Annotated in this window: 23 protein-coding genes; 18 read left to right on the top strand and 5 right to left on the bottom strand. The window is 49.4% G+C overall.

The genetic code is table 11. The features are described 5' to 3' along the window. Window positions 1–24 precede the first annotated feature (24 nt). From C3B52_RS19880 to C3B52_RS19870, 3 genes are read left to right on the top strand one after another with little or no spacing between them, the layout of a single operon-like run. Complete coding sequence (locus tag C3B52_RS19880; protein WP_103108146.1) at window positions 25–2,352, top strand: histidine kinase; 2,328 nt, start codon at window positions 25–27, stop codon at window positions 2,350–2,352. A 12-nt stretch (window positions 2,353–2,364) separates the two neighbouring features. Further along, window positions 2,365–3,117, top strand: coding sequence for a hypothetical protein (locus C3B52_RS19875; RefSeq protein WP_103108145.1), 753 nt, complete (start codon window positions 2,365–2,367; stop codon window positions 3,115–3,117). Next, entirely contained in the window at window positions 3,083–4,030 is a 948-nt protein-coding gene (locus C3B52_RS19870; RefSeq protein ID WP_373419738.1) for an arginase family protein, read from the top strand. Before C3B52_RS19875 ends, C3B52_RS19870 begins: the two co-directional genes overlap by 35 nt. Before the next feature lie 63 nt (window positions 4,031–4,093). Here C3B52_RS19870 and C3B52_RS19865 read toward each other — a convergent pair whose 3' ends face one another. After that, complete coding sequence (locus C3B52_RS19865) at window positions 4,094–4,900, bottom strand: DUF2935 domain-containing protein (protein WP_103108144.1); 807 nt, start codon at window positions 4,898–4,900, stop codon at window positions 4,094–4,096. A gap of 113 nt (window positions 4,901–5,013) precedes the next feature. Between C3B52_RS19865 and C3B52_RS19860 the strand changes: the two genes are divergently transcribed. From C3B52_RS19860 to C3B52_RS19800, 12 genes are all read left to right on the top strand, one after another. Further along, complete coding sequence (locus tag C3B52_RS19860) at window positions 5,014–5,973, top strand: sporulation protein (protein ID WP_103108143.1); 960 nt, start codon at window positions 5,014–5,016, stop codon at window positions 5,971–5,973. Between the two features lie 260 nt (window positions 5,974–6,233). Continuing rightward, window positions 6,234–6,755 carry a DUF1036 domain-containing protein gene (locus C3B52_RS19855; RefSeq protein ID WP_103108142.1) on the top strand — a complete coding sequence of 174 codons (522 nt, stop codon included), beginning with the start codon at window positions 6,234–6,236 and terminating at the stop codon, window positions 6,753–6,755. Between the two features lie 209 nt (window positions 6,756–6,964). Then, window positions 6,965–7,813 carry a DUF6612 family protein gene (locus C3B52_RS19850; RefSeq protein ID WP_103108141.1) on the top strand — a complete coding sequence of 283 codons (849 nt, stop codon included), beginning with the start codon at window positions 6,965–6,967 and terminating at the stop codon, window positions 7,811–7,813. Window positions 7,814–8,106: 293 nt separating this feature from the next. After that, entirely contained in the window at window positions 8,107–8,850 is a 744-nt protein-coding gene (locus C3B52_RS19845) for a manganese efflux pump (protein ID WP_103108140.1), read from the top strand. Between the two features lie 108 nt (window positions 8,851–8,958). Continuing rightward, window positions 8,959–11,763, top strand: coding sequence for a calcium-translocating P-type ATPase, SERCA-type (locus C3B52_RS19840; protein WP_103108139.1), 2,805 nt, complete (start codon window positions 8,959–8,961; stop codon window positions 11,761–11,763). 49 nt (window positions 11,764–11,812) lie between these two features. After that, window positions 11,813–12,514 (top strand): sporulation protein YunB, encoded by a 702-nt coding sequence (gene yunB / locus C3B52_RS19835; RefSeq protein ID WP_103108138.1) that lies wholly within the window; start codon window positions 11,813–11,815, stop codon window positions 12,512–12,514. Between the two features lie 85 nt (window positions 12,515–12,599). Then, window positions 12,600–13,595 (top strand): copper amine oxidase N-terminal domain-containing protein, encoded by a 996-nt coding sequence (locus C3B52_RS19830; protein WP_103108137.1) that lies wholly within the window; start codon window positions 12,600–12,602, stop codon window positions 13,593–13,595. A gap of 163 nt (window positions 13,596–13,758) precedes the next feature. Continuing rightward, window positions 13,759–14,850 carry a PAS domain-containing sensor histidine kinase gene (locus C3B52_RS19825; RefSeq protein ID WP_103108136.1) on the top strand — a complete coding sequence of 364 codons (1,092 nt, stop codon included), beginning with the start codon at window positions 13,759–13,761 and terminating at the stop codon, window positions 14,848–14,850. Then, complete coding sequence (locus C3B52_RS19820; protein ID WP_103108135.1) at window positions 14,825–15,481, top strand: response regulator transcription factor; 657 nt, start codon at window positions 14,825–14,827, stop codon at window positions 15,479–15,481. Before C3B52_RS19825 ends, C3B52_RS19820 begins: the two co-directional genes overlap by 26 nt. Window positions 15,482–15,954: 473 nt before the next feature. Then, complete coding sequence (locus C3B52_RS19810) at window positions 15,955–16,119, top strand: cytochrome c oxidase subunit 2A (RefSeq protein WP_103108133.1); 165 nt, start codon at window positions 15,955–15,957, stop codon at window positions 16,117–16,119. A 23-nt stretch (window positions 16,120–16,142) separates the two neighbouring features. Continuing rightward, window positions 16,143–16,610 carry a cytochrome c oxidase subunit II gene (locus tag C3B52_RS19805; protein ID WP_103108132.1) on the top strand — a complete coding sequence of 156 codons (468 nt, stop codon included), beginning with the start codon at window positions 16,143–16,145 and terminating at the stop codon, window positions 16,608–16,610. A gap of 17 nt (window positions 16,611–16,627) precedes the next feature. Continuing rightward, the gene (locus tag C3B52_RS19800) at window positions 16,628–18,301 is read left to right on the top strand and encodes a b(o/a)3-type cytochrome-c oxidase subunit 1 (protein WP_103108131.1); all 1,674 of its coding nucleotides are present in this window, start codon (window positions 16,628–16,630) and stop codon (window positions 18,299–18,301) included. Window positions 18,302–18,640: 339 nt separating this feature from the next. Here C3B52_RS19800 and C3B52_RS19795 read toward each other — a convergent pair whose 3' ends face one another. After that, entirely contained in the window at window positions 18,641–19,393 is a 753-nt protein-coding gene (locus C3B52_RS19795) for a glucose 1-dehydrogenase (RefSeq protein WP_103108130.1), read from the bottom strand. 128 nt (window positions 19,394–19,521) lie between these two features. Here C3B52_RS19795 and C3B52_RS19790 point away from each other — a divergent pair, with 128 nt between their 5' ends. Beyond that, window positions 19,522–20,154, top strand: a complete 633-nt coding sequence (locus C3B52_RS19790) for a nitroreductase family protein (RefSeq protein WP_103108129.1) — start codon at window positions 19,522–19,524, stop codon at window positions 20,152–20,154. On the opposite strand, the gene C3B52_RS19785 is transcribed toward C3B52_RS19790, so the two are convergent. Beyond that, complete coding sequence (locus C3B52_RS19785) at window positions 20,138–22,417, bottom strand: transporter substrate-binding protein (protein ID WP_103108128.1); 2,280 nt, start codon at window positions 22,415–22,417, stop codon at window positions 20,138–20,140. The genes C3B52_RS19790 and C3B52_RS19785 overlap by 17 nt on opposite strands. Window positions 22,418–22,704: 287 nt before the next feature. Between C3B52_RS19785 and C3B52_RS19780 the strand changes: the two genes are divergently transcribed. Continuing rightward, window positions 22,705–22,887, top strand: coding sequence for a hypothetical protein (locus C3B52_RS19780; protein WP_103108127.1), 183 nt, complete (start codon window positions 22,705–22,707; stop codon window positions 22,885–22,887). Further along, window positions 22,880–24,298, top strand: a complete 1,419-nt coding sequence (locus C3B52_RS19775) for an amidase (RefSeq protein WP_103108126.1) — start codon at window positions 22,880–22,882, stop codon at window positions 24,296–24,298. The genes C3B52_RS19780 and C3B52_RS19775 overlap by 8 nt, the downstream gene beginning before the upstream one ends. Window positions 24,299–24,342: 44 nt before the next feature. On the opposite strand, the gene C3B52_RS19770 is transcribed toward C3B52_RS19775, so the two are convergent. Both C3B52_RS19770 and C3B52_RS19765 read right to left on the bottom strand, forming a co-directional pair. After that, window positions 24,343–25,737, bottom strand: a complete 1,395-nt coding sequence (locus tag C3B52_RS19770; RefSeq protein WP_103108181.1) for a sensor histidine kinase — start codon at window positions 25,735–25,737, stop codon at window positions 24,343–24,345. Further along, window positions 25,724–26,434 carry a response regulator transcription factor gene (locus C3B52_RS19765; protein WP_103108125.1) on the bottom strand — a complete coding sequence of 237 codons (711 nt, stop codon included), beginning with the start codon at window positions 26,432–26,434 and terminating at the stop codon, window positions 25,724–25,726. The genes C3B52_RS19770 and C3B52_RS19765 overlap by 14 nt, the downstream gene beginning before the upstream one ends. Between the last annotated feature and the right edge of the window lie 47 nt (window positions 26,435–26,481).

Here is a 26,481-nt window from a genome sequence, read left to right as displayed (position 1 = left end):
ACAGGAAAAAAGGAAGGCTGCAAGATGGTCGAACAGTTTCGAAAGAAGTCCCCGGAGGAAATCTTGCAGTCTATCTCCAAAATGCACCGGGGCCGGCTGAAAATCATTTTGGGGGCGGTGAGTGGCTCCGGTAAAACGTACCACCTGTTGATGGAAGGGCAAAGCCTGAAGAAAAAAGGGATCGATGTTGTGCTTGTGCGTACAGGCGAGGCTACGCATCCAAAGCTGGAGCAAAAGCGAGAAGGGCTGGAGCAACTCCCGTCTATTGAATGGAACAGGCTCGGGCAAATGAGGCATGATCTGGACGTCGACGCACTGATCGCGCGTGAACCTGAAGTGGTCCTGGTGGACGGTCTTGCCTACCGGAATCGACCGGATGCGCCGCGAGCGACACGGTATGAGGATGTTCAAACGCTGCTTCAGCACAATATTAGTGTCATTGCGACGGTCAATATTTACGAGCTGTCTTGCATGAAAGAGCTGGCAGAGCGATTAACCAAGCTCGAGGTACAAATCGAGCAATGCGTTCCCGAAGATACATTGGCGCAGGCGGATGAGGTTAAGCTTTTGGATGTGACACCAGAGGCGATTCTCAAACGATTGCAAGAGGACGAGGGGAATCTGTCGCGTACGAAGCACCCTTTGTTTCGCAGAGACAATCTGCACATGCTGCGCGAGCTCGCTCTGCGCTTTGTAGCCAACGGAGTGAATGATGATCTGGAGGACTACCGGGAAAGACATGGCATGGTGGGCGCGTCTGGTGCAACCGAACGGATATTGGTATCGGCTCAGTATCATTGGAACGGCTCGATATTGGTCAGACGGGGACAGCAGGTGGCCAAAAGGCTCGGGGGAGAACTGCTGGTTGTCTGCTTCCGTCTCGCAGGAAAAAAGCTGACCAAGGAGGAAGCCACTTTTCGCAGAGCGATCCTGAAGCTCGTCGACAAAGTAGGGGGCGTATTCGAGGAGCAGTCTCTGCATCGGCCACATGCAGTTGCGAGTGAGCTGGTTGCCTATGCGATGGACAAAAAGGTAACGAGAATCGTCATGGGACAGTCCAAGAGAACGCGCTGGGAAGAGATCTGGTACGGCTCCATCGTCCACAAAATTTTGCGCCAAACGAAAAACATCGACATTTTGATCGTGGCAGACCGATCTGAGCGAGATGGAGAGCGAGTGTTGCCCACAAAGCGCAGAGCTGCACCCATCAATCCTTTTCGCCGCCTGAGCGAGGCGGAAATGCAGGAGGAAATCGGCAAGATCAAGCGTGGCAGCTTGAAGGTGTACGTCGGGGCAGCGCCAGGGGTGGGAAAAACGTATACGATGCTGCGTGAGGGAAACGAGCTTGCGCAAAATGGCATAGACGTCGTCATCGGGCTGTTAGAAACACATGGACGAAAAGAAACGACAGAACAGGTTGGCACGCTTCCTCTCATTCCACGGAAGCGAATCCCGTATAAAAACGTGACGCTGGATGAAATGGATACAGACGAAATCCTTCGGCGCAACCCTGACGTGGTGCTGGTCGATGAGCTGGCGCATACCAATGTGCCGGGCAGCCAGCTGGAGAAGCGGTATCAGGATGTAGAGAGGATTTTATCCGCTGGTATTTCGGTCATTTCCACGATGAATATTCAGCACCTCGAAAGCCTGAACGACAGTGTGGAGCAAATTACGGGTATTCGTGTGCGTGAGACCGTTCCCGACCAGATTTTGCATCAGGCAGATGAGGTCGAGCTGATTGACATTTCACCAAAGGCATTGCGGCAGCGAATGCGCGAGGGCAACATTTACGCCATGGAAAAAATAGAGCAGTCACTCGCCAACTTTTTTAAAACGGGGAATCTCATTGCCCTGCGGGAATTGGCGCTGCGTGAGGTGGCTGATGACGTCGATGAACGACTCGAAGCATGGGAGAGACGAACCCTGCGGGGACCGTGGCGGCAGCGGGAAGTGATTTTTGTCTGTGTCAATTTGCGAGCGGACAGTGAGCGCTTGATCCGGCGCGGATTTCGGATTGCCTACCGGTTAAAAGCATCCTGGCACGTCGCATATGTCCAGGATCATCAGCCGCTAATCGGTGAGGAGAGGATACAGCTGGAAAAGCTGAAGAAATTGACGGAGCGACTGGGGGGCTGCTTTGAACAATATGAAGCAGCATCCAAGCGAAAGGTGTTCACCAAGCTGGTTTTGCACATGAACGAGAAGCATGCGACACAAGTAGTAATAGGTCAATCAGCGAGGACGAGATGGAAGGAAATACGAGACGGCTCTGTCATACAAAGGCTGCTGCGAGAAGTGCGGCATATGGATGTGCTAGTCGTCGCCGATCACGTGCCAGATACGAATTGAGGGGGGCAAGGCATGGGCACAGCAAATAAAGGGCAATGGGAGCAAAGCTTGGCAGAGGCCTATAGCCGCTTGGAGTGCCTGACAAAAGAGAGCGTCAACTGTGGTGAGCAGGCTGAGCCGTGTATGGAGGCGCTTTTATTTTCTGAGCTGACCCGCGTCTATCTGGAGGAGGAAGAGGTTCGGGTGAGGCAAAAGCTGAAGCGAAAATCATCACAACGTATTTCTCGGATTATACATGAGCGAGTAGGAGAGTTTTTGGCTGAGCGATTGGCAAGACTGTCTTTTCAGATGCAGGATGGCCTGCTTTTTGTCAAAAGGGGTGAGCAGCTCGTCGGGGTTCTCAAATGCATTCCCGATCTGGGCAGTTATGATACACCTTCGTGGAATGCAACCATCGCCCGTTTTGCCAAGCAGTATCAAAAACGCTACAAGCTAGCGCCTGAGCAGTTGCTGTTTGTTGTCTTCTCCCTCGCCAAAAGTCTGGATGCTGCTCATGCCAAGGCATTGACGGGAGTAGACGTGTGGAGTGGGACTGCGCTGACTACTCCCGCATATCGCGATGCACTACAAGTCTATGTAGGCAAATGTGTGGAAGCCATGGATGCGATCCCGAAGCCTTGGGAGCAGCTCTATTTTTTAAGTGCTGACGTCCATCCCAATACTCTCGCAACCCAGCTAATCCGAGGGGAGTCGGTGAGCATGCCAGATCGTTGGCTGCGTCCTTCGGTATGTGAGATCATCCATTTTTTGGAACGTAGGCTGTGATATACTAGCTATATTCACAAAACCGAAGTTACAGGAGGGACTGGCTATTCCAGTTAAAGTTGTAGGTATACCTCACTATGTGGGAGCGTTGGTTTCGGGAACGGAGCTTTCTCCAGATGCTCTGCGCAAGGCAGGACTCATCACGCAGCTACAGAAGTACGGTTTGGATGTAGAGGACATAGGCAATCTGCGTCTTCCTGAGTATTTGCCACGGCACAATATGCCGCCAGTTCGCAATTGGCCTGCTCCGCGCATGCTATGGGATTTGTTGCAAAAAGAAGCGTATGAGTGGTTTGATTCCAAAGATTTTGTCGTGATGCTTGGCGGGGATTGCAGTACTATTGTCGGAACGGCTCTGGCTCACAAGGAGCGATATGGAGAAAAGGCATATCTTGTTGTTATTGACGGTCACTTTGATGCAGTTATTCCAGTTGCTTCGCGTTCGATTGGGGCAGCAGGGATGGGACTCTGGTTTTTACTGCAGGACGCGGGCACATGGATTATGCCGAGCGGCTGGACCTCAGATCGGATAAAGGTGATCGGCTGTCAACGGATGCCGGAAGTGACGTATGGTGTGGATGTATTAACCTTGGATGAGCTGTCCGGTAATCATCTGGTTGAACGCATTACAACTGTCATGAGATCGATCCCAGCAGATGCCAAAATATTGGTACACTTAGATGTCGATGTGATGCATAAACAGGCCATGACTGCGGCTTATTCTCCGAGTGAAACGGGCTTGTCCTTGCAGGAAGCACAATCTGTACTCGATACTGTTTTGAGTGATTCACGTGTGGTCGGTATGGAAGTGACAGAGTTCTCCGCGCTTCGGGATACGGACGGGGAACAGGCGGAAAGACTTGTGCAGCTGATCTCTTCTGCTGTTGCAAATCAAATTCGTGCACAAAGCTAGCTTTCTTTTGGCATACATCGCAAAACGGAGTGACACCTATTTGGGGTCACTCCTAAGCTGCGTCTATTCATTACGCGGCTTGGTCGGATAACAATCAGGGGCTTTTACATCAGAGACTTCAGATAGTTTCATTAAGTAATAGCACTCTTCTCTAGACATATGATCAGCCATTAATGGAGTGAGAACCCCCAGCAACTCATCGTTCATCCGCATTTCTTCCAATTCATGTAGGAACACCTGAAACAGCTTTATTTCCATTTCCGCTTGATGATTAAAACGGTTTAAGGCAGGGAAATTTTGCAGGTTTGTTCGTAGATACCCAGCTAACTCTACTGCTTTTAGATAAAAATGCTCGAATTGATTGGTAAAACGTTTGCTTTTCTCTTGCGTGTCGAACTCGACCATATCTAACAAGGAAGTGATGGTAGCAGCATGACCAGCAGCATCTGAGAGCCATAGCAGATGAATGTCAACTGGATTAGAGGCAGGAGGCAGGTTTCCTGATAGGTAAGCATTTAATATCCGCTCATATTCTTCTAGCTCGTTTACCATGTGGTTTATAAAGGTAGGAGAAAGGCTGAGAGAAATTTTTCCGATTAGCTGTCTTTCAAGAAGATATAGTTTAAAATCGCGCAAGCTTTGTGTCTGAATGCTTGCCTGTTGGTTTAAAGTCATGATTTCTTCGTCAGACAAATTATTTCGAGCAAATTCCAGCAGGTTGTCAAAAGAGTGGATAAAGTAATGGGCTCGTTCAATCTCGCTTTGCTCATTAGGTGCTAACGATTGAAAAATAAAACGGGAGTGATCGCCAAGAATTTGCAGCCAAAAACGATTCTCAAACAATACACTTTCACGGATAGCTTCATTCATTTGAGTCCCTCCTTATTACCGTTCTTAGCCTATGTCGAGGTGCCCAGAAGTGTGTATTACTTCTCTTTTTGCTATAATATATAAGTGATTGGTTATATGAGGAGGAGAGGCCTGTGTTCAAAAAGTTAATGGCTAAGTTTGGAGTAGGGGCAGCCAAGGTTGATTTGAAGCTTGATCGCCCGGGATACCGATTGGGTGAAACGATGACGGGTGTTGTTCGAATAGAGGGTGGAAATGTAGAGCAGCGCATTTCTGATTTAAGCGCCCTGATGCTGATGCGCGTGACGCTCAGAGGACAGGAAGTGACCAGGCAGGTACAGGCCTTCCCGATCAGCCGCAATTTCACTGTACAGCCGAAGCCATTCGTGCAGGAGATTCCTTTTTCATTCGTCATGCCAGAGGGCTTGCCGATCTCGACTCCAGCCGTTCAATATGCGCTTCACACCAAGCTGGATGTTGAAATGGCGCTTGATCCGACCGATTTTGATCGAGTAGAGGTATTGCCGTCAGAACCTGTAGAACGCGTTTTGAAGGCACTCGATCGCTTGAATCTGCGCCAAAAATCTGACTCGGGCAAATTGACGCAATACGGTCAGGAATTCTCCTTTTTCCCAGGCGCGGATTTGGGTATTCCGCTCAAGGAGCTGGAGGTTATCTTCTTCACAGCTCCAGAAGAGCTTCGTTTGCTCGTAGATCTGGACCTGGCTTCCGGGCTGCTGCGTCGTGACAAAGAGTACAAGGCAGAAGTCATTGTCCCACAAGACTTGCTCGCAGACGGAAAAGAGGAGGAGCTATCCCGCTATCTGATCGAGACGATAACCGGCTATGCCAACGATCCACAATCGATCCCATACGTGTCGCTTGCCTCTTATCAGCAGGGACAATACGGTCATCACGGACATCGCGGTGGTGGTATGGGTGGTATGCTTGGGGGGATGGCAGCAGGTGTCCTCGGCGGAATGCTGCTCAGCGACCTGATGTCAGGTGACGAGGAAATGGCTTCGGAGGACACTGGAGCTGGAGAAGGCGAAGACACAGATTTCGACTTCGGAGGTTTTGACGAGGATCTGTAAGAAAACGCATAAATAAAAGCCATCGCTTGCTGGAATTTCGGCAGGCGGTGGCTTTTCTGAAGGGCCCGTCCTTTTGGTTGTTAGCTCGTTGAAGACAATAGACACAGTAGGCATGAGCCTGACTGGCAGGAGCATTTGAAAAATTGGGAGGTTATAGATGCACTAAATTTGCATGCTAGTCTACGTTAGTCCATTTCCAGACACTTCCTCTTTCATATCATAAAACGTAAGACAAACATCCGAGAATAAGAGGTGAGGAGATGGGTCTTTTTTTTCGCAATAATACGAACAGAACCGTATATGTTGCCTACGGTTACCTGAATTTCGACTGTGGACCTGTCACCTATGCGAACCGCGGCTGGTACCGGATTGATCCAGGCCAGACAAGACTGGTGAGAAGTGGGAACGTTGGGGGACGTACCTACTATTTTTACGCCGAGGATGCTTTTGGTCGCAGATGGTCCGGTGCTTACTATACTGACGTGCCGCAGCAAGCATTTCACTGGTGCTGGAACACAGGCTGTACCACATGTAGAAATGTAGGGTTTCGGAGGTTCAAAGTAGGGGCGCCCAGAAATAACTACACGATCACCCTCTCAGCGAGTACGAGCCGAAGCAAATCGAGGACAAAATCAAAATCTGATGCTGGTCGCGTGGAGCTGCCAACCAGGGGACAAACAGATCAGCTTGTGCGAAAAGTCCCCAAAGCACCGTCACAGAAGCAAAGAGCTTTGTTGGAAAAACGCAAGCGACTGCGAAGTAGATTGAAAAGAAAAAGATAACCTCGTCTTTTGACGGCAAAAAGGAGTAGCCATTAGGATACTCCTTTTTGTGTGCACCTGAGGCTGGAAGTCCCAATTTTGATGAATAAAAGGCATTTTTTGTATGTAAAAGGGAAAATGTGCCTATTTATTAGGGACTAAATCCTCTTTGGTCCCTATTTAGACTTGGATATCCTTGTTAATAGTTCAATATATAGGGGGATAATGGAGTGAAGAAGTGGTCAGTTTTATTCTTGGCAGTTGCGACTGCGATCAGCGTGACAGCATGTGGTTCAGCAGAGAAGCCGAACAGCAATGCTCAAACAAACGAGGCGAAGCAAGCAGCTGCTGCGATACCTACTGTAGAAGAGATGATTGAAAAAACAGCAAAAGCAAGCGCTGAATTGAAAAGCTTCTCTATGGATTCGAAAGTGAACCAAAACATGGTGATGTCACAAGGCGAGCAGAAGCAAGAGCAAAAAGTGGACATGACTATGAAATCAGATTTTGTAAAAGAGCCATTGCAAATGTACCAAGAGATTCAAATGAAAATGCCGCAGGGAGAACAAGCGGTTAAGCAATACATCACAAATGAGGGCATCTACACCCAGACGAATGGTACCTGGATGAAGCTGCCTAACGAGATGAAAGATCAAATTGTGGCTAGCATGAAGGCTTCCATGGCGCCAGAAAAGCAGATGGAGCAGTTCAAAAAAATCGTCAGCGATACAAAAATTGCTGAAGATGGCAGCGACTACGTCATATCGGCAGAACTGTCTGGCGACAATGTGAAGGAGCTCGCGAAGGAACTGATGAGCCAAGCAGGCGCAGGTGCTGGCGAGCAAGCTACAGCTATGCTGGACTCGATGAATATCAAAAGTCTCAAAATCCAGAACGCTGTAAACAAAGAAACGTATTTGCCTACACGCTCGGTCGTTAACATGACTATGGAGATGGAGCAAGAAGGTCAAAAAATTTCTCTCGAGATGGAAACGACAAGCACGTTCTCAAAGCATAACGAAGTCGGCGAAATCAAAGTTCCAGAAGAAGCTTTGAAAGCAGCTCCTGTACAACAATAAGTGGTTGAAAGAATCGTGAAAACGCTAAGGCTCTGTCAGACGGAGCTTTGGCGTTTTTCATTTTGATGTCCACTCTCCGTTTTGTCCCTTCCTTTACGCTTTTTTAGCACATATCCCGGGCATTTGGCGTATACCTAATAGGCAATACAGAAACTTTTGTCGCGGATTTCTCAGGGAAAAAGCGACAGCGTTTTTGTTAAAGGCTTGTTATGCGTTTCAGAAGGTTTAAGCAGCATGCTCGCAGCAATTGAGTGCTTAAGCTTTCTTACACGTAGAGAAAGAGGTGACCACATGTGAGCGGATGGCTCTCACTCCTGCTCGTTTCTCTGGCCATCAGCATGGACAGTGTCAGCGTAGGATTAACGTATGGTTTGCGTAACATGAGAATGCCGCTGTTGTCTCTTATTGTCGTGTCGGGTTGTTCGTTTGTGGTCGTGTATGGGGTCATGCTGGTGGGCTCGTCGCTCACGTACTGGCTGACGCCCGAGATTGGAAAACAAATCGGTGCTGCCGTGTTAATTATCATGGGATTGTTTACGCTGTGGAGACTTGTTTCGCCACGGGCGAAAGCCCAAGCAGAACACGACTTGGCAGGGGAAGTGGGTCGAAGCTCAGCCTGTGAAACAGCAGGAGATATGCTTGCTGTGTCCAGACAGGATTCCCAAAGCGTTGCTGTAGAAAAGCAGGAAGAAGCAGAGCGCACTGTCTTGTCTCAGTTTCGCATTTTTGGCGTAATGATTCAGATCTTGCGCGACCCGGCTAAAGCCGACGCCGACCGTTCCGGGCATATTATGGGCTGGGAGGCCGTCATGCTCGGTCTCGCCTTGTCACTCGATGCCTTTGGAGCAGGCATCAGTCTTACCTTTCTCGGCTATACACCGCTTCTCGTCGCCATTTGCATAGCGGTTATGGGAGCTCTGCTTTTGGCGCTGGGTCTCGCACTCGGACGCCGTGCGGGGAAAATGAAGTGGCTGACACGTTTGACCTGGCTGCCGCCGATTCTGTTAATTTTTATTGGGCTTGTCAAAAGCCTTTAATATGATCTTTACATGAACTCGTCCCAGAGTAGAGGGACGGGTTGTTTTATTTTCTGGCTCGTCTGCATACACATGAGAAGGAGTGAGAAGTGGATGGAGGAGATGTAGGTGGATACACAGCCAATTCGAAAATGGTACACGCTGGCAGCGGCCGACGTGACCGATGCCCTTCATAGCGATGCGGCGCAGGGATTGACTCAGCAGGAGGCAGAGCGGCGACTGGCTAAACACGGTGCCAACCAGTTGGCTGAGACCAAGCGAAAGCCTCTCTACGCGGTCTTCGTTGACCAGTTCAAGGATTTCATGGTTCTCATCTTGTTCATCGCCACGTTGATTTCTTACTTCCTCGGAGAATACCTCGATGCGATTACGATTATCGCAATCATCATCATTAACGGCATTCTCGGATTTATTCAGGAGGCAAAGGCAGAGCGATCGCTGCAAGCTTTAAAGGAGCTTGCTTCGCCGATGGCCCGTGTCATGCGTGATGGACACCTCGCGATGATCCCAGCTTCCCGTCTAGTACCTGGTGATCTCGTGCTTTTAGAGTCGGGTGACCGGGTACCGGCCGATATGCGTCTTATCTCAGCAAACCGGCTGGAGATTGAAGAGTCTGCGCTCACGGGAGAGTCTGTACCTGTCGGCAAAACGATAAAAACAATCGAGCATGCGATTGATGTGCAGGTGCCGCTGGGAGACCAAAAGAACCTCGGCTTTATGGGAACGATGGTGACGGGCGGAACAGGCAGCGGCATCGTCGTAGCTACCGGAATGGGCACGGAGATCGGGAAGATTGCTCATCTGATGAACACGGCAGAGGAAGTGGAGACGCCGCTGCAGATGCGCCTGGAGCAAATGGGCAAAATTCTCGTAGTCGTCGCAGTATTGCTGACGATCGTGGTCATTGGTGCAGGGGTATGGCATGGGCATGATCTGTTTACCATGTTCCTCGCCGGAGTGAGCCTGGCAGTAGCGGCAATTCCAGAAGGCTTGCCAGCAATCGTGACGGTAGCTCTGGCACTCGGGGTACAGCGTATGATTCGGCGCAATGCAATTGTGCGCAAGCTGCCGTCTGTGGAGACTTTAGGGTGCGCCTCTGTTATTTGCTCTGACAAGACAGGGACACTCACGCAGAATAAAATGACTGTTACCCATGTGTGGCATAGCGATACGATGTACGAGGTGAGCGGCAGCGGCTACGAACCAGAAGGCTCTTTTCATTATCAGGGCAAGACGGTATCGGTAGGTCGGGATGGAGCACTCAACCAAATTCTGCGGATCGCAGAGCGCTGCAACAACGCCCGTCTGACCTGCGAGGAATCGAGCACCCGAAATATATTAGGAGTAGGGAAGACGAGTCGCTTTTGGCAGGTCATCGGTGATCCGACCGAGGGAGCACTCAAGGTCTTGGCGGCAAAAGGACAACAAGGCAGTCAAGATCGCAAAAAGGATGGACTACAGTCTACACGCGTAGAAGAGCTTCCTTTTGATTCTGAACGTAAGATGATGTCTGTTGTGGAAAAGGGAACAGATGGAGTTTACTCGCTGTTGACCAAAGGAGCAGCGGAAGCGGTGCTGGCGAGGTCTACCCACATTCTCTGGAAAGGGGAGCTGCAGCCGTTGTCGGCTACGCTTCGCCATCAGGTGCTGGAGCAGACAGAGAGAATGGCTGGTAAGGCTCTGCGCGTGCTGGCTTTTGCCTATAAAACACTGCAAGGCTATCGACCAGGCCAACCGATCAATTCCGTCGAAAGCAATCTCGTATTTGTCGGTTTGGCAGGCATGATTGACCCACCGCGTGAAGAAGTGCGCCCCGCCATCAGCCTGTGCCATCAAGCAGGCATCAAGACCGTGATGATTACTGGCGACCACAAGGTGACAGCAGAAGCCATCGCCCGCCAGATCGGTCTTATGCGTGGCTACGGTGAAGTGCTTGAAGGTCGTGAGCTGGACAGCATGTCCGATACCCAGCTGGCAGAATACGCTGAGCGGGTAACCGTTTACGCGCGTGTCTCCCCGGAGCACAAGCTGCGCATTGTCCGTGCCTTGCAAAGCAAGGGGCATGTGGTAGCGATGACGGGAGATGGCGTCAACGATGCACCAGCAATCAAGACCTCTGATATCGGGATTGCGATGGGAATCACGGGCACGGATGTGACCAAGGAAGCAGCTGATCTCGTGCTTCGTGATGACAACTTCGCCACGATCGTTGCAGCGGTGGAGGAAGGCCGCAACATTTACGACAACATCCGAAAATTTATCCGCTACCTGCTTGCTTCCAACGTTGGTGAAATTCTCGTCATGTTTTTCGCGATGATTCTCGGTATGCCTCTGCCTTTGGTCCCGATTCAGATTTTGTGGGTCAATCTGGTCACAGACGGGTTGCCAGCAATGGCTTTGGGTGTGGATCAGGCGGAGAAGGACACGATGTACCAGCATCCGCGCAACAAGTCCGAAAATATTTTCAGTCGCGGCTTAGGGTGGAAAATTATTAGTCGCGGATTTTTGATTGGAGCCATGACGCTGCTTGCCTTCTGGTTAACCTTGCGCGAGGACCCGAATGACCTCGTGCATGCACAGACTGTAGCTTTTGTCACATTGGTGATGGCACAGCTCATTCACGTATTTGATTGCCGCAGCCAATACAGCGTTTTTCATCGAAATGTATTTGAAAACAAGTACCTCGTCTGGGCGGTTATTTCTTCACTCGTACTGGTGCTTGGTGTCGTCTATATTGATGCACTGCAGCCGATCTTTAAGACGACCGATCTGAATTTCCGGGATTGGGCATTGATTTTGGTTACATCCGGTATCCCTACGTTTGTGGCTGGAATTGGCGGAGTGCTAACGAGCGGTCGCCCACGCGCAAGCAAGCAAAAACGCTCGTCTATGCGTACGGTTCGTCCTGACTAAATCACTCACGAAAAAGCCGTAGCGTAATGCGGGGGAAAGGGAGTCACACGTGCGCTTTAAAAGAGGGGGTAGGCGAAGTCGAGGCAGAAAGATCATAGTGATTACGCTATTCGTGATCATTGGTCTGTTCATTCTGTTTATTGTTGCGGAAAAACGGGTTGAGCCAACGCTTATGCTAATTGCCCAGTCCAAGGCCGATCAGGTGGCGAAGCTCGCGATTACGGATGCAGTGACGAAACGACTGACCCAGCAAGGCGTAGATTTCAACGAGATCGTCATCATGGAAAAAGACGGGGAAGGCAGCATCAAGGCGGTCAATTTTAATTTCAAGGAGTACTCCCGCATCGTCGGTGAAACGACCGCGCGGATTCAAAACCGTCTAAAGGAATTCGAGCAGGAAAATGTCAAAACGACGATACCGCTCGGCTTGGCGACCAAAAACGTTTTCCTGGAGCACCTCGGACCGGATATTCCGGTATCGTTTGTCCCCATCGGGGCTGTCAAGACGCGGCTGGAGACTCGTCTTAAGCAGGCGGGAATCAACATGGTGCTGGTGACGGTTTACATTTATGTCGAGGTTGATCTGCGAGTGATCATTCCGTTTGCGACCAAGCAGCAGACCGTTACAACGGAAATTCCGATTACCGAAGCACTGATCGTCGGCAAGGTTCCCAACTATTTATACAACAACCCGACAGGGAAGCCGGACGTTCCGATGCCGCGGAATGCAACGATGCAAACACAGCCATAAAATTTTTTTGAAACGTTTTTTGAAATGCTGTCGTCCAAGGAGTAGACAAACTAAAACACACACAAATATTGGAGGCTGGAACAGCATGAAAAAAATACGTACAGGTATGATGACTTTGGCGGCACTCGCCGTTTTGGGAACCAACGTAGTATCGGCGACCTCCGAACCAGTAAAAGAACTCTCCGTAAATATTAATGGAGTTGCTATCACACAAGCAGCGATTTACGATAAGCAGCAACAAACCGTTCTGGTTCCACTTCGCCCAGTAGCAGAATCACTCGGATTCAAGGTAGCCTGGAATGAGCAGGTAAAAGCAGCAGAGGTACAAAAAGGTGCGATTTCCAGCTATGCAAAGGCAGGAGAGGATCGCTACCCATTCGCTAAAATGTACAAAACTTTGGGAGCTGAACCGCGTCTGTTAAACGGCAGCACCTATGTACCAGTCGCCTTTGTTGACGAAATCCTGCAAGCAGAAGTAAATGTATCCGATAGTGCGGTGACAGTCGTGGATGAAGAAGCTGAAAAAGCGCCTGTACGTACAGGCACCATTACAAACATCAATAAAACCGAGAATGGCAAAATGTCGATTCTGATCGATGGATACCAGACTGGAATCGTTTTGCACCTGGACGAGAAGACCAAAATTACAGATGCCGCGGGTAAAGAGCTGAAGCCAGAAGACTTGAAGCTGGGCATGGAGATCGAAGCAACACACCAAAAATACATGGCGATGAGCATGCCGCCGCAAACTGGCGCGATCACTATCGTAGTAAAAGATAGCCTAGAAGCTCAGGAAGTAGTAGGCACAGCCGGCAAAGTAGTTAGCGTCGAGAAAGACCAGGAAGGCACCTACAAAATGCTGGTAGAAGGTCGTGGTCTGACAGCGACATCCCCTGAAAAGGTAGCGCTGATCATTAACAAGGATACCGTGATCGTGAGTGCAAGAGACAACAAGGTGATGAAGCCAGAAGAGCTGAAAGCAGACATGCAAGTTTACGCTTTTTATGGCCCTAAACTGACTCGCAGCTTGCCGCCAATCGGTGTTGCTGAGAAAATCGTAGTAGAGATTGTAGAACAATAATAATGAGAACGGGACGGCGCAGGCTGTCCTGTTTTTTTGTACTATGCAAAGGTTTTCTTCAAAATCGGCTGAAACCTCTTAGGTTAAGGGAATTCCCTGATACACTTTCGTGCGCGTAAACTCTACAATAGCGTTAAGATGATTGTCTGCAAGGAGGAGCGTCATGGGGACGTGGAAAGAAGAACTGGGTACGTCAAATGAAGCGATTTCTCTGATTCAGTCCATCTTTGCCAACGTGAGTGATGCGATCCTGGTGATCGACCGTGATGGATTGATTGTAAAAGTGAATGCTGCGTTGGAGCAGATGACAGGCTGGTCGGAAGAAGAGCTGGTTGGGGTCAAACACATATGTGAGATATGTCGCGGGATGGCGACGTGCATGGAAGAGTCTACTTGTACGGACTGCTTTTTCAAGCAGGTGCAAATGCCGTCTTTCGAAATGCGACTACGCACAAAGGAAGGCAAGGAGTTCCCTGTAGCGGCAAGCTCTGCGCAGCTGCCGAAAGAGTCAAACGGCAAAATGGTAATGATTCTGCGTGATATGTCAGCACAGCAACGGGCTGAAAAGGAATGCTATCAAAATAAGCTGACCAATTTTGCGATTCAGGCGCAGGAAGAAGAGCGCAAGCGTATATCCCGCGAGCTTCACGATGGGGTAGGTCAGGCCTTGTACAGTATTTTGGTCGGTCTGAATGTCGTCGGGCAAGGAAATTTGAGCGATCCGATCAGACAGCACGTAACGGATCTGCTGCATATGACATCCAAAGCGATGGAAGAAGTAAAGCGGATGGCCCTGGAGCTGCGTCCGTCTGCTCTCGACGATCTGGGCTTGTTGCCGGCTCTTCGTTCGCTGATGAAACGAGTGGAAAAGAGCTTTAACATCCAGGTAGAGCTGCATACGCAAGGTACACGTCGAAGATATCCGGCAGCGATGGAGACAGCCTTGTACCGGATTGTGCAGGAAGCGATGACCAACACCGCGAAATACGCACAGGCGAGCCAGCTTGGAATCGTGTTTGAGGACCGGGAAAAAGAAATTTTGGTTACGGTTGTAGACGACGGTATCGGCTTTGAGGTAGACAAAGCTCTCAATACAGGCAAGGGCTTAGGGGTATTCGGAATGAAGGAGCGTGCCCAGCTGCTTGGCGGAACGGTAGATATCCGTTCTGCGCCGAATGAGGGTACGACTGTAATTGTGCGGATTCCGTTGCCAAAGGAGGGGATAGAAGATGACCATTCGCGTGTTAATCGCTGACGACCATGCCATCGTGCGATCTGGCTTGGGCATGCTGATCAATGCTCAGGCAGACATGGAAGTTGTCGCGTATGCCGCTGACGGCAAAGAAGCATGTGAAAAAGCGTGGGAAATTCGGCCCGACGTCGTGCTGATGGACCTGAGCATGCCGCCAGGTGAAAATGGATTGACGGCAACAGCCAGACTGAAGGAAACAGCGCCTGAAATTCAAGTGCTTGTATTGACCATGCACGATGATGAGGAATATTTATTCCGTGTCCTTCAGGCAGGGGCGGCGGGCTATATTTTAAAAAGCGCACCTGACCTCGACCTGATCGCTGCTATCCGTTCGGTGAACAACGGCATGGCTTATCTATACCCGTCTGCAACGAAGTCCTTGATTGAGGAGTTTTTGCAGATGGTCAAAAACGGCGAAGAGCAGGCGAAATACGAAATCCTCACCGACCGGGAAAAGGAAGTGCTCGTCCTCATCGTCAAAGGCTTCAGCAACAAGGAAATCGCCGAGCAGCTGACTGTCTCAGTAAAAACAGTCGAATCACACAAAGCACATATCATGGAAAAGCTGCACCTGCGTACACGCCCCGATCTCGTGCGATATGCGATCAAAAAGGGCTGGCTAGATTTTGAATAAGAATAGGTAGAAAAACGTCTGAGCAAATGCTTTCAGACGTTTTTTTATGTTTTTAAGTCACGAACAGAAGTGTCAGCTCGCAGAGGAAACGGGAGAAATTAGCGAAGGTCTTTGGGACCCAGACCGAGCCGTAGTGGAAAAAGGGAAACACGCTTTTAAGCGTCCACCTTGAAAAAGCTCCCTGAAATCGTCTGCTTTGGACGCGGTTTCCCTTTTTCCATGGAGGCGTCCAGTCAATCCCCAGCGCTAGGGGCCCAAGTACCTGTAGCGTTTTCTCCCGTTTCCTCCCCACCACTACTGTTCGGCCCCCCCGGGGCTTTATGTCCAACTTGTGTCCGAAACCACCGAATATCAGGAGTTTCCCCGACCATTTTAGGGGATTTCCCCGAATTACTTCCAACTAGTCCCAGCGGTAGAATGAAGGCGTAAAGTAACCACGCCCCACAAGGGCACTAGGAAAGGAGGAGAGCGCGATGGAGACGCAAACAAACACTCCGGGTCAAACTAAGAAATCCAAACAAGAAAAGACACAGCCGGAGGAAAACCTGAAAGGGACGTTTGCTGCCGTGCTAATCGTCGGAGGTATTATTCTCCTCAGTTGGTTTGGTGTATTCGGTCTTTTCCTGGAACGGGCATAAGAGGATAGAGAAGGAGGGTACTTATGCATTTGCATCGTTTTGAAAAAATTTGGTTGATGCTTGGCGCAGGCGGCTTGGCCTTGTTTATTGTCTTATTGTGCGTCAATGCATTCGCGATGGGGATGGCTCCGCCAAGTAACATGGAGATGATTGATCCAGAAAAAGTAATGGAGACACCTCCTTTTGATAAACCAGGCTTAAAGCAGGTAGGGGAAAAGGAATTTGACGCCTACATGACAGCCTTCGCGTTTGGTTTTTCTCCCACGAAAATGGAAGTAGCGGTTGGCTCCACGGTGAATTTCCACGTAACCAGTCCTGATGTCATTCACGGCTTCCAAATCCCTGAGACAAACGTCAACTTCATGGTATTGCCAGGACATATCAGCTCAGCCACCTATACGTTTGACAAACCGGGTGAGTACTTAATTCTTTGCAACGAGTATTGTGGAGCAGGTCATCAGGTGATGGCGACTACAATTATTGTGAAATAAAAGGTAGGTGATAATGGATGGTAATCGCACGAAAAGAAGAGACAAAGATCTCACATGCTCCGATCGCTCCAGCAACAGCAAAGCTAAGTCTGGCTTACGTCTGGGTAGCGTATGTGGCATTCGGACTCGCAGCATTGGCGGGAATGCTGCAAGGGATGGTGCGGGGCGGCATCATGGAGCTGCCTAGCTGGACGAACTACTATCAAATTTTGACTGCGCACGGCGTATTGATGGCACTTATTTTTACCACGTTTTTCATCGTTGGATTTATTTTCTCAGGTGTTGCTCGCACGACAGGCGGTGCTTTGCACGGTACAGCTTTGAAGCTGGGCTGGATTGGATGGATTATGATGGTGGTCGGTACAGCGATGGCTGTCGTCACCATTTTAAGAAATGAAGCTTCGGTATTATACACCTTTTACGCACCGCTAAAAGCGTCGCCTTACTTTTACATCGGCGCAGCGCTGCTGGTAGTGGGTAGCTGGATTGCGGGAATCAGTGTCTTTACGAGCTATCGCAAATGGAGACGGGAAAACAAAGGGCAAATGTCCCCACTGTTCCTGTTCATGGCAGTAACCACCTATATTATGTGGATTATCGCTACGCTTCCGGTAGCTGCAGAAGTATTGTTTCAGCTCATTCCGTGGTCGCTTGGACTCACGCCAACGATTAACGTCATGCTTAGCCGCACCTTGTTCTGGTTCTTCGGACATCCGCTCGTATACTTCTGGCTGATGCCTGCTTACATGGCATGGTATGTATGTATTCCAAGGATTATCGGCGGACACGTATTCAGTGACTCGCTCAGCCGTCTCGCCTTTATTTTGCTGCTGCTGTTCTCGATCCCTGTAGGCTTCCACCATCAGCTGATGGAGCCAGGTATCTCGGCAGGCTGGAAGATGATTCACGTAACACTCACACTGATCGTCGTTATACCATCGTTGATGACAGCCTTCTCGATGTTTGCGATTTTTGAAACGTCTGGACGTAAAAAGGGCGGAGTTGGGCTGTTTGGCTGGTTCAAAAAGCTGCCTTGGACTGATGTTCGCTTCTTTGCTCCATTCGTCGGTATGCTGTTCTTTATCCCTGGTGGGGCAGGGGGAATTATTAACGCAAGTAACCAGATCAACGCTGTCGTTCACAATACGATCTGGGTAACAGGTCACTTCCATATCACAGTAGGTGCCGCAGTTGCCATGACGTTCTTCGGGGTCAGCTTCTGGCTGGTTCCAGCCCTGACAGGTCGCACGTTGACCAAGACGGCAAATCGCATGGCGATGGTGCAAACCGTATTTTGGGCGGTAGGGATGTTCCTGATGTCCCTGGCGATGCACACCATGGGCTTGCAAGGAGCGCCGCGCCGTACAGATTACACAACATACATGGATCATCCGCTGGCACTTGGCTGGATGGACTACCAACGCGTAATGGCTTTCGGTGGCGGACTGTTGTTTGTATCGGCGATTCTCATGATTCTGATTTTGCTGTACCTGACCTTTTACGCACCAAAAGGGAATACCGAGTATCCGATTGGAGAGACAGAAACCAAGCAGGAAGTACCGCGTATTCTGGAGCGTTGGCCTGTATGGATCGGACTGGTCGCATTCCTGATCATTTTGGCGTACGGTTATCCGATTATGGAGCAAATCCAGCATCAGGCGCCGGGCTCGCCTCCATTTAAAACGTGGTAATCCATCGGGGGATGAAATAGTAGAAAGCCACTCGTGTAAAAAACGAGTGGCTTTCTTTTGCGTCAATAATTGAGGGCAGCCAATTCGGTAAAGGCGAGAATCAGATACCCGATAGCAAGCAACCAGAGTGCGATAAGCCTGAGATCTTCTTCTTCAAAAGGCATACTACTACTCCTCCTTTATCTCTTGGTATATCTAAGATATTCAACAGGAGGGGCATTGGTTTAGCTTTAACGTGTAGGAATTAATAAGCGCGACGCTTATGAATTCCGGAGCCCATGGAAAGCTTCCACTAAAACGCGGTCGCTCCTCCCTGAGAAGGCTTCGATAAAGGTTTTCTTAGGGGAGGTAAATCATCTTGCGCGTCATTCCGCCATCGATGACAAGCTCTGTTCCCGTAATAAAATCATTATCCTTTTGCGTCAGGAACAAGCAAGCGCGAGCGATATCATCAGGGGTGCCTACACGACCAGCAGGATGCTGTTCATGATCTTCGGGACGTAGGAGGGAGTAGTCACCCGTTTCAATCCATCCGGGCGAAATCGCATTTACCCGAATGCCATCAGGACCGAGGGAGACAGCAAGCGCATGTGTCAGAGCGAGAATGCCGCCTTTGGAAGCAGCGTAGGCTTCGGTATTAGGCTCAGACATATGGGCGCGAGTTGACGTTAGATTAACGATAAAGCCGTGTTTTTGCTGGCGCATGATTTTGGCAGCTTCCCTGGATGCGAGGAACACACTGCGCAGATTGGTATTTAGGATGGAATCCCAAGCGTCTACCGTCAGATCATAGGGAGATTCCCATTTGGTCACACCCGCATTATTAATCAAAACATCGAGCCTGCCGTGGCGTTCAAAAACCGTTTGCATCAGCTGTTCAATCTCTTTTGGCTGGCTCACATCAATCTGATAAAAGGTAGCGCTCCCGTCAGAGGTTTGCGAGTTGATCTCGTGAGCAATAGCCTCTCCTGTATCACGATTGCGTTCGGCGACTACTACATGTGCGCCACAAGAGGCATACATATTGGCTACAGCCCGGCCAATTCCGTGACCTGCACCCGTGACGATGACAATGTTATCCGTGTATCTCATGGAATCCTCCTTCAAACAATAAAAATAGGCTATATGGACAAAAAATATAGTTGCAAATCGTTCCTAACTATATTAAAGTAAGTTTCATCAATTTCACATGCTAATACTCGCAGGAGGTATAGATACACATGCAAACTGAACTCAAATGGACAACCGAGCAAGTAATGGAAGCGCGTCATAGCGTACGTAAATACGATCCTACAGCAACGATTCCTCAAGGAGAGCTGAACGAAATCTTGCGACTGGCAGCAAGTGCTCCTTCTTCCTGGAACCTGCAACACTGGCGATTCCTCGTAGTGACTGATCCGGCGATAAAAGAAAAATTGCTCCCGATCGCATACAATCAGCAGCAAGTAGTGGACGCCTACGCCACCATCATTATATTGGGCGATTTGGAAGCAGACAAGTCGGCACGTCCTGTTTATGACGAGGCTGTTGCAAACGGTCTAATGAACGAATCCGTACGTGACACGATGATTGCGCAAATCGAAGGAGCTTACAAAGCTAACCCGGAGATTGCCCGTGACGAAGCCATCCGCAATTCTTCGTATGCAGCGATGCAGCTGATGCTTGCAGCAAAAGCAAAAGGCTATGACACATGCCCAATGGGTGGATACAACCGTGATGCGTTGATCAAGGAATTGAATATCCCGTCCCGCTTTTTGCCAACATTAATGCTGACGGTTGGAAAAGCAAGCGTGCAGGCACATCCGACTGCCCGTTTTGGTCTGGACCAGCTGGTTATCAATAATAGCTTTTAATTTTTCGATATAACGTACTTCTGGCGATGCCCAGAAACTGTGATGCTTCGGTTACTGATTTTGTTTTTTGCAATGCTTGCTCGATGACTTGTCTTTCCAGGCTTTTCAACGAGTTGGATCGAGCAGGCTGCTGCGAAATGTAATCGCCGCTTCTCATGCTGGGAGGCAAGTGCTCCAGCGTTATTTCCGATTGTTCCTGCCTTGCTAAAAGAAAAGCACGTTCAATTACATTACGCAGCTCGCGAATATTTCCTGGCCATGGGTAATGCACAATGGAGTGCAGCGCCTCTTTCTGAAAGGATTGTGGTCCATCTCCATAGGTCAGGAAGCATTCGTGTATAAATTCCTGGCAGAGGTGCTCAATGTCTTCCGGTCGTTCCTGGAGGGGAGGGATTGTGATCGACAACACATTCAGCCGGTAAAACAGATCAGGACGAAACGAGTGATTGACGGCAATTTCCTGTGGGAGGTTGCGGTTAGTGGCTGCGATGATCCGTACGTTGATCGCACGCTCTCTGGAGTCGCCGAGCCTCACAATTTTCTTTGATTCAATCACGCGAAGCAGCACCACCTGAAGCTCAAGCGGCATATCCCCAATCTCGTCCAAAAAGATCGTGCCATTATGCGCGGCCTCAAATTTCCCGATTGCCCCGCCCTTTTTAGCTCCAGTAAAAGCCCCATCCACAAACCCAAACAACTCGCTTGCAATTAAATCCTTTGGCAATAAAGCTGTGTTCACTGCTATGAAGGGTCCATTTCTCCGCTCGCTTTCCCGATGGATCGATTCAGCCATTACTTCTTTACCTGTCCCAGTTTCACCCAGAATCAACACATTGGCAGAGGATTGTGCAGCCAGCTTGGCTATTTCCAGCTCTCGTTGATAGCCGAGATGTACCGTCTGGATACGACCGAAACGAGAAGCTCGCAGAGTAGGGAGCACAGAGGTCATTCTTGGCTTCAACAAATAAAACTGGTAATGCTGCTCGCGATGGGCAGTGACCAAAAAGGCTTGATGCATCGTTTGGAGCATAGCGGGCGTGACTGATTGCCCGAGGGTAAACGAAGTCAGCTCTTCTGCCTTGCTGCTCATGTACATGACGGTTCCTTGGTCAGATACGACGAGTACAGCCTCCTCGCTTAGTTGCCCCCATGCTTTTAGCGCCAATTCATGTAAGGGAGGGGAGGGCTTGTTGCTTGCGGGAAAAGGCCTCGGCAATATGTTTCGCTCCGAATCCCACACGATCTCAAACTGACCGTTGGGAAGAGATTTCCCGATTTTGACTGGGCGTGACAAGTGGCGATGAGGAACATCCACCAGCATCGTTCCGCATGCCGTTTCAAATGTTTTTTTGCTCATATGCTCATAAATTTTCCGATGGTTGGTACTCTTCGCCTCCACGATCGTGTCCAAAACCATCTTTGTTCCAAGATACGTGTTATACATGACAGAGGAGATCGCGCGTCTCTCTCCTGTGAATTGTTGAAAACGACGGATAAATGCCAGGTTCTCCGCGGTAGAAAGGGATTGAAAATAGCTGGCAGAGCTGTAATGACCAGCACCATATTCAGTGCCAATCGCTTCCAGCTCTGTTTCCTTCGTGATCGGACTAAAAATCGGGACTCTTTTACGCTTTGCCCCTATGCGATGGTGATCCCGGTAAAAAGGAATAATGCTTTTTCCAACAAGGGTGGAGAAAATAGCATCCGGTTCTTGGGAGAGAATATCGCACCATACGTCTTGAAAATGCTGATGTCCAAAAGGGACGTAATGCTCCTTTACGACTGCACCGTTGCGAGCATGTAAAAATGAATGTACCTGCTGATTCGTTTCACGCGGGTAGACATAATCTGTGCCGATGCAATAAACCCGTTTTCCATAATGGCATGTCAAATAATCCAGTAGCGTATGTACCTGCTGATTCGGTAATTCTCCGGTATAGATCACGTTTGGATGACATTCCTGTCCCTCATATAAAGTGGGATAGACTAGAAGACAATTGTATTTTTCCAGTACCGGTAGAATCGCTTTTCTGCAGGCAGATGTGTAGCATCCGATGAAGATCTGGACGCCTTCCTTGGCCATCGCTTCTGCTTCCTGTGCACTTTTTCTCGGATCGGAACAAATATCACGAACGATCGCTTCTATTTGGTATGGTCCATGGCTACCTTCTTCGATGGCCAATCTAGCTGCATCACATTGTCCTTTTTCGGTGAGCGCAGTTGTGCCTGTTAACGAAAACAATAACCCCACTTTGATATGCACGTGATCCCTCCGTTTCATCTTGTCCCGCTTTGAGAAAGCCGTCTCACATTGGGACGAGCAGTCAAACTACATTTATCATATAACAAAAATCAGAATATTTGTTATTTATGTTTTATATTGCAACACCGTTTCATTTTCCCTGCTTGTCCTGTCAAAGGCGGGCAATTGGCATGATAGTTGCGATTACCATAGCTTCAAAGGGAAAGGAGGATGGCGGGTTCAGTAGAGAAGACAGCGAATAATATTTTCAAAAGTTTTCGACCGCACAAAAAGGAGGAGGACTTGCATTGAAATTATTTATTCTTGATGTCTTGGAAAGCAAAGGTGTGACGGTACCGAGAGAGCACCTGGATGAGCTGGCAACGCGCTGGCAAGCGATTGAAGACTTAAAACGGGAAACGGAGCAAGCGCTATTGGATGATTACGATATCGCGCTGCGCAACATTCCAGGAGGTGATCACATTGAGTAAAGAGCTGGTTGGCAAATCGGTCGAAGAATTGGCGCCTCTGATTGAAAAGAGGGAGGTCTCCTCGCTGGAATTGACGCAAGCGGTATTGGATCATGCCGAGACGCTTAATCATACAGTGAATGCCTATATCAGCTTTACGAGGCAGCAGGCGGAAGAAACAGCGGAAAAGGTAGATCAGGAAATAGCGGCAGGCAAATATCGCGGGATGTATCACGGCATCCCGATGGGTATCAAGGATAATTTGTACTTTAAAAATGAAGTAACCACGATGGCCTCCAAAATTCATCGGAATTTTGTATCCGACTACGATGCGACGATCATCGCAAAGATGAGAGAGGCGGGCATCGTCTTTCCCGGAAAATTGAATATGCACGAGTATGCGTGGGGGATCACGAACAACAACCCTCACTTCGGAGCATGCCGTAATCCGTGGAATCTCGAAAGAATTCCAGGCGGCTCCAGCGGCGGATCAGGTGCTGCCATCGCTGCTGATATGAGTGTAGCCACACTGGGTACTGATACGGCGGGTTCGATCCGTATCCCGTCTTCAGCGTGCGGGATTGTAGGCTTGAAGCCGACGCATGGTCGTGTCAGCAAATACGGCTGCTTCCCGCTCGCGTGGTCCCTGGATCATATCGGTCCCATGACGAAATCAGTGAGGGACGCCGCAGGATTGCTGGAGATTATTGCAGGCTATGACCCGAATGATCCGACTTCGGTCAATGCGCCTGTCAGCCAATATACAGCGGCGCTCACGGGAGATGTGAGCAATCTCGTCATTGGTGTCAATGAAGAGTACTTCTTTAAAAATGTAGATGCGGGCGTCGAAAAGCTGGTGAGAGCTGCGATCCAATCGCTAGTCGATCAGGGCGCGAGAGTAGAGGAGGTCAGCATTCCGTCGCTGAAATATGCGGAGTATGCGGAGATGATCACGATTTTGTCAGAGGCTGCGGCTATCCATCATCGGGATTTGCTCAAGCGTCCGGATGATTTCGGTTCAGATATTCGCCTCTTGTTCGAGCTGGGTGAGATTCCATCGGCAGTAGACTATTTGCAGGCACAACAGCTGAGAAGACAAATTAAACAGGACTTCCAAAAAATCTTTGAAAAAGTAAACGTATTGCTGGCACCGACCTTGCCGCTCATCGTTCCGAACATTGGGGATAATGAAGCGGTGATTAATGGAGAAAAGGTTGATTTGATTGACCATATTATTCGCTTTACAGGACCGGGCAATCTGTCGGGTCTCCCAGCGCTGACGGTTCCGTGCGGACTGCATGACGGTATGCCAGTTGGCTTGCAAATTTTTGGACCGGCCTTGCAGGAAGGAACGGTATTGAATGTAGGGTATGCGATTGAAAAAACAAACCCGTTAAAAGGGAAAAAGCCGGGGCTAGTCGGTTCTGTGTAAAAAAGAAGGGTAGGGAGCTGCAACGGCTCATCCTACCCTTGTTTTTATTTTTCCTTTTCCATCGGCAAATCGACTGTGATGCTCGTTCCGTGACCTACAGAGCTGCTGACGTGAAATTGGCCAGCGTGCAGCTGAATGATTTCTTTGCAAATGGCAAGCCCCAGACCGCTTCCTGACTGCTTTGAGCGCCCTTTGTAAAATTTTCTGGTGATGTGTGGCAAATCCTCGGTGTCAATGCCTTCTCCCGTATCGGTGACGGTAACAATGGCTCTGTCTCCGGTAGCTTCGGCAGAAACAGTGATGGAGCCGCCAAGTGGGGTGAATTTAAAGGCATTATCCAATAAGTTAACAAAGACCTGCTTGAGTCGGTTGGGATCGCCCATGACAAGTAGTGGTGATGAGGGAAGCTCCAGATGCAGGTCCACCTGTTTTTCCTGGGAACGAATAGTAAATTGCAGATACAAATCGTCCAGTACATCCCGTATATCCATTCGCTCCTGGCATAGCTTCATTTCTCCCGATTGAAACTTGGAGAAGTCCAGAAGCTCTTCGACCAAGCCGATGAGTCGATCAGTTTCTTTGGAGATGACCTCCAGCCCGAGCATGGTTTCTTCCGGTTCGTCCAGACCCCCGGAGATCAGCGTTTCACCCCAGCCCTTAATTGAGGTTAGGGGTGTTCGCAGCTCATGGGAAACGGAGGAGATGAAGTCATTTTTCAGCTTTTCATTTTTGCCGATCTCAGCCGCCATGTAATTGAAGGCATCAGCTAGTGTTCCGACTTCATCGTCATAGCGTTTGGTGGCTCGAGTGGTAAAGTTGCCTTTTGCCATTTGCGTCGCAGCCTTGGTCAAATCCTTGATCGGATCTACGATGCGCTTGGCAATCAATAAACTGAGTGCAAAGGCAAGGATGACCACGCCAGCCCCGACTCCAGCACCGTACATGGCGATCCGATTTACTGCATGGTAGAGCGGTTCTGCAGAGATCGTGTAGCGCAATACGCCGATGTACTCATTGGCAAAAAGGAGCGGATTGGACACAGCGATGATCCGCTCTTTTGTTTTCGGGTTCCTCCCGATATGAAGTCCGGATTGACCCTTCAAGGCATCAATGACATCAGGAGTTTGGATGATTTCGCCTGTTTGAAAGCCGTACGAGTTGAGGAGGACCCTTCCATCAATGTCCAATACTTCAACCTTGGCGTACTCTTGATTCGAAACGTTCTCAAGAATATATCGTGCTTTGTCTTTAAGTGAATAGCTGGTCGTGTACTTATTGATAAAGTTGGTAAAAGTCGTGGTACGAGTCACTAATGCCTCGGTAGCAGTTCCAAAATAGTAGGAGTGAACCGCCCAATAGAACAATCCTTCGAGCAATAGAACGATCAAGAGGAGGATCAGGCCGAAATAAACAACGAGCCTGGTCCTAATTCCTTTCATCATGAGTGTCCTTTCGCCATAAGTATCCGTACCCCCAAACGGTCTCCAGAAAGGCAGGATGGGCTGGGTCCTGCTCGATTTTTTGACGGATACGCCGTATATTCACATCGACAATTTTCAGATCGCCAATAAAGAACTGTCCCCAGACTGCTGTCAAAATCTCATCGCGACTAATCGCTTTATTGGCATTTTCAGCGAGCAGCTTAATAATCGCAAATTCCTTTGGCGTCAAAACGATTTCCTGATCGCCCCGAATCAGCTTCCGTTCATCCAAGAGCAAGGTGAAAGGGGAGATATCGATTTCATTTCGATGCTCCGCGATAATCGTCACAGGAGCGAGTCGGCGGTGCAGCGCTTTGATTCTCGCCAGCAGCTCAGCTGGGCTAAACGGTTTTCCTACATAATCATCTGCCCCAAACTCCAATCCCATTACTTTGTCTAGCTCCTGACTTTTGGCTGTCAGCATGATAATCCCGAGACGAGGATATTTTTTGCGTAACCGACCGCAGACCTCGAAGCCGTCGATGCCCGGCAGCATCACATCTAAAATCGCGATGTCGATATCAGCTTGGCTCTCCGCGATCTCCAATGCTTCTTCGCCAGTTGCTGCTTCGACCACTGTGTAGCCTTCCCGCTTTAGATTGATGCGGACAAAGTCGCGAATCGATTTTTCATCTTCCAGCAGTAATACCTTCATACGTGATTCCCCTTGCTATTGAGTAGGTTGCGGTCATTTTCATAGGT

This window comes from Brevibacillus reuszeri (genome assembly GCF_002897295.1).
Taxonomy (GTDB): domain Bacteria; phylum Bacillota; class Bacilli; order Brevibacillales; family Brevibacillaceae; genus Brevibacillus; species Brevibacillus reuszeri_A.
The sequence above is the reverse complement of the archived record's forward strand: the minus strand, read 5'-3'. Positions and strand labels throughout refer to the sequence as shown.

Bases quoted from the DNA above. Each gene is read 5' to 3' on its own strand.
- C3B52_RS19880 (WP_103108146.1), top strand. From the start codon at position 25: ATGGTCGAACAGTTTCGAAAGAAGTCCCCGGAGGAAATCTTGCAGTCT.
- C3B52_RS19875 (WP_103108145.1), top strand. From the start codon at position 2,365: ATGGGCACAGCAAATAAAGGGCAATGGGAGCAAAGCTTGGCAGAGGCC.
- C3B52_RS19865 (WP_103108144.1), bottom strand. From the start codon at position 4,900: ATGAATGAAGCTATCCGTGAAAGTGTATTGTTTGAGAATCGTTTTTGG.
- C3B52_RS19855 (WP_103108142.1), top strand. From the start codon at position 6,234: ATGGGTCTTTTTTTTCGCAATAATACGAACAGAACCGTATATGTTGCC.
- C3B52_RS19830 (WP_103108137.1), top strand. From the start codon at position 12,600: ATGAAAAAAATACGTACAGGTATGATGACTTTGGCGGCACTCGCCGTT.
- C3B52_RS19825 (WP_103108136.1), top strand. From the start codon at position 13,759: ATGGGGACGTGGAAAGAAGAACTGGGTACGTCAAATGAAGCGATTTCT.
- C3B52_RS19820 (WP_103108135.1), top strand. From the start codon at position 14,825: ATGACCATTCGCGTGTTAATCGCTGACGACCATGCCATCGTGCGATCT.
- C3B52_RS19810 (WP_103108133.1), top strand. From the start codon at position 15,955: ATGGAGACGCAAACAAACACTCCGGGTCAAACTAAGAAATCCAAACAA.
- C3B52_RS19805 (WP_103108132.1), top strand. From the start codon at position 16,143: ATGCATTTGCATCGTTTTGAAAAAATTTGGTTGATGCTTGGCGCAGGC.
- C3B52_RS19800 (WP_103108131.1), top strand. From the start codon at position 16,628: ATGGTAATCGCACGAAAAGAAGAGACAAAGATCTCACATGCTCCGATC.
- C3B52_RS19795 (WP_103108130.1), bottom strand. From the start codon at position 19,393: ATGAGATACACGGATAACATTGTCATCGTCACGGGTGCAGGTCACGGA.
- C3B52_RS19790 (WP_103108129.1), top strand. From the start codon at position 19,522: ATGCAAACTGAACTCAAATGGACAACCGAGCAAGTAATGGAAGCGCGT.
- C3B52_RS19770 (WP_103108181.1), bottom strand. From the start codon at position 25,737: ATGAAAGGAATTAGGACCAGGCTCGTTGTTTATTTCGGCCTGATCCTC.
- C3B52_RS19765 (WP_103108125.1), bottom strand. From the start codon at position 26,434: ATGAAGGTATTACTGCTGGAAGATGAAAAATCGATTCGCGACTTTGTC.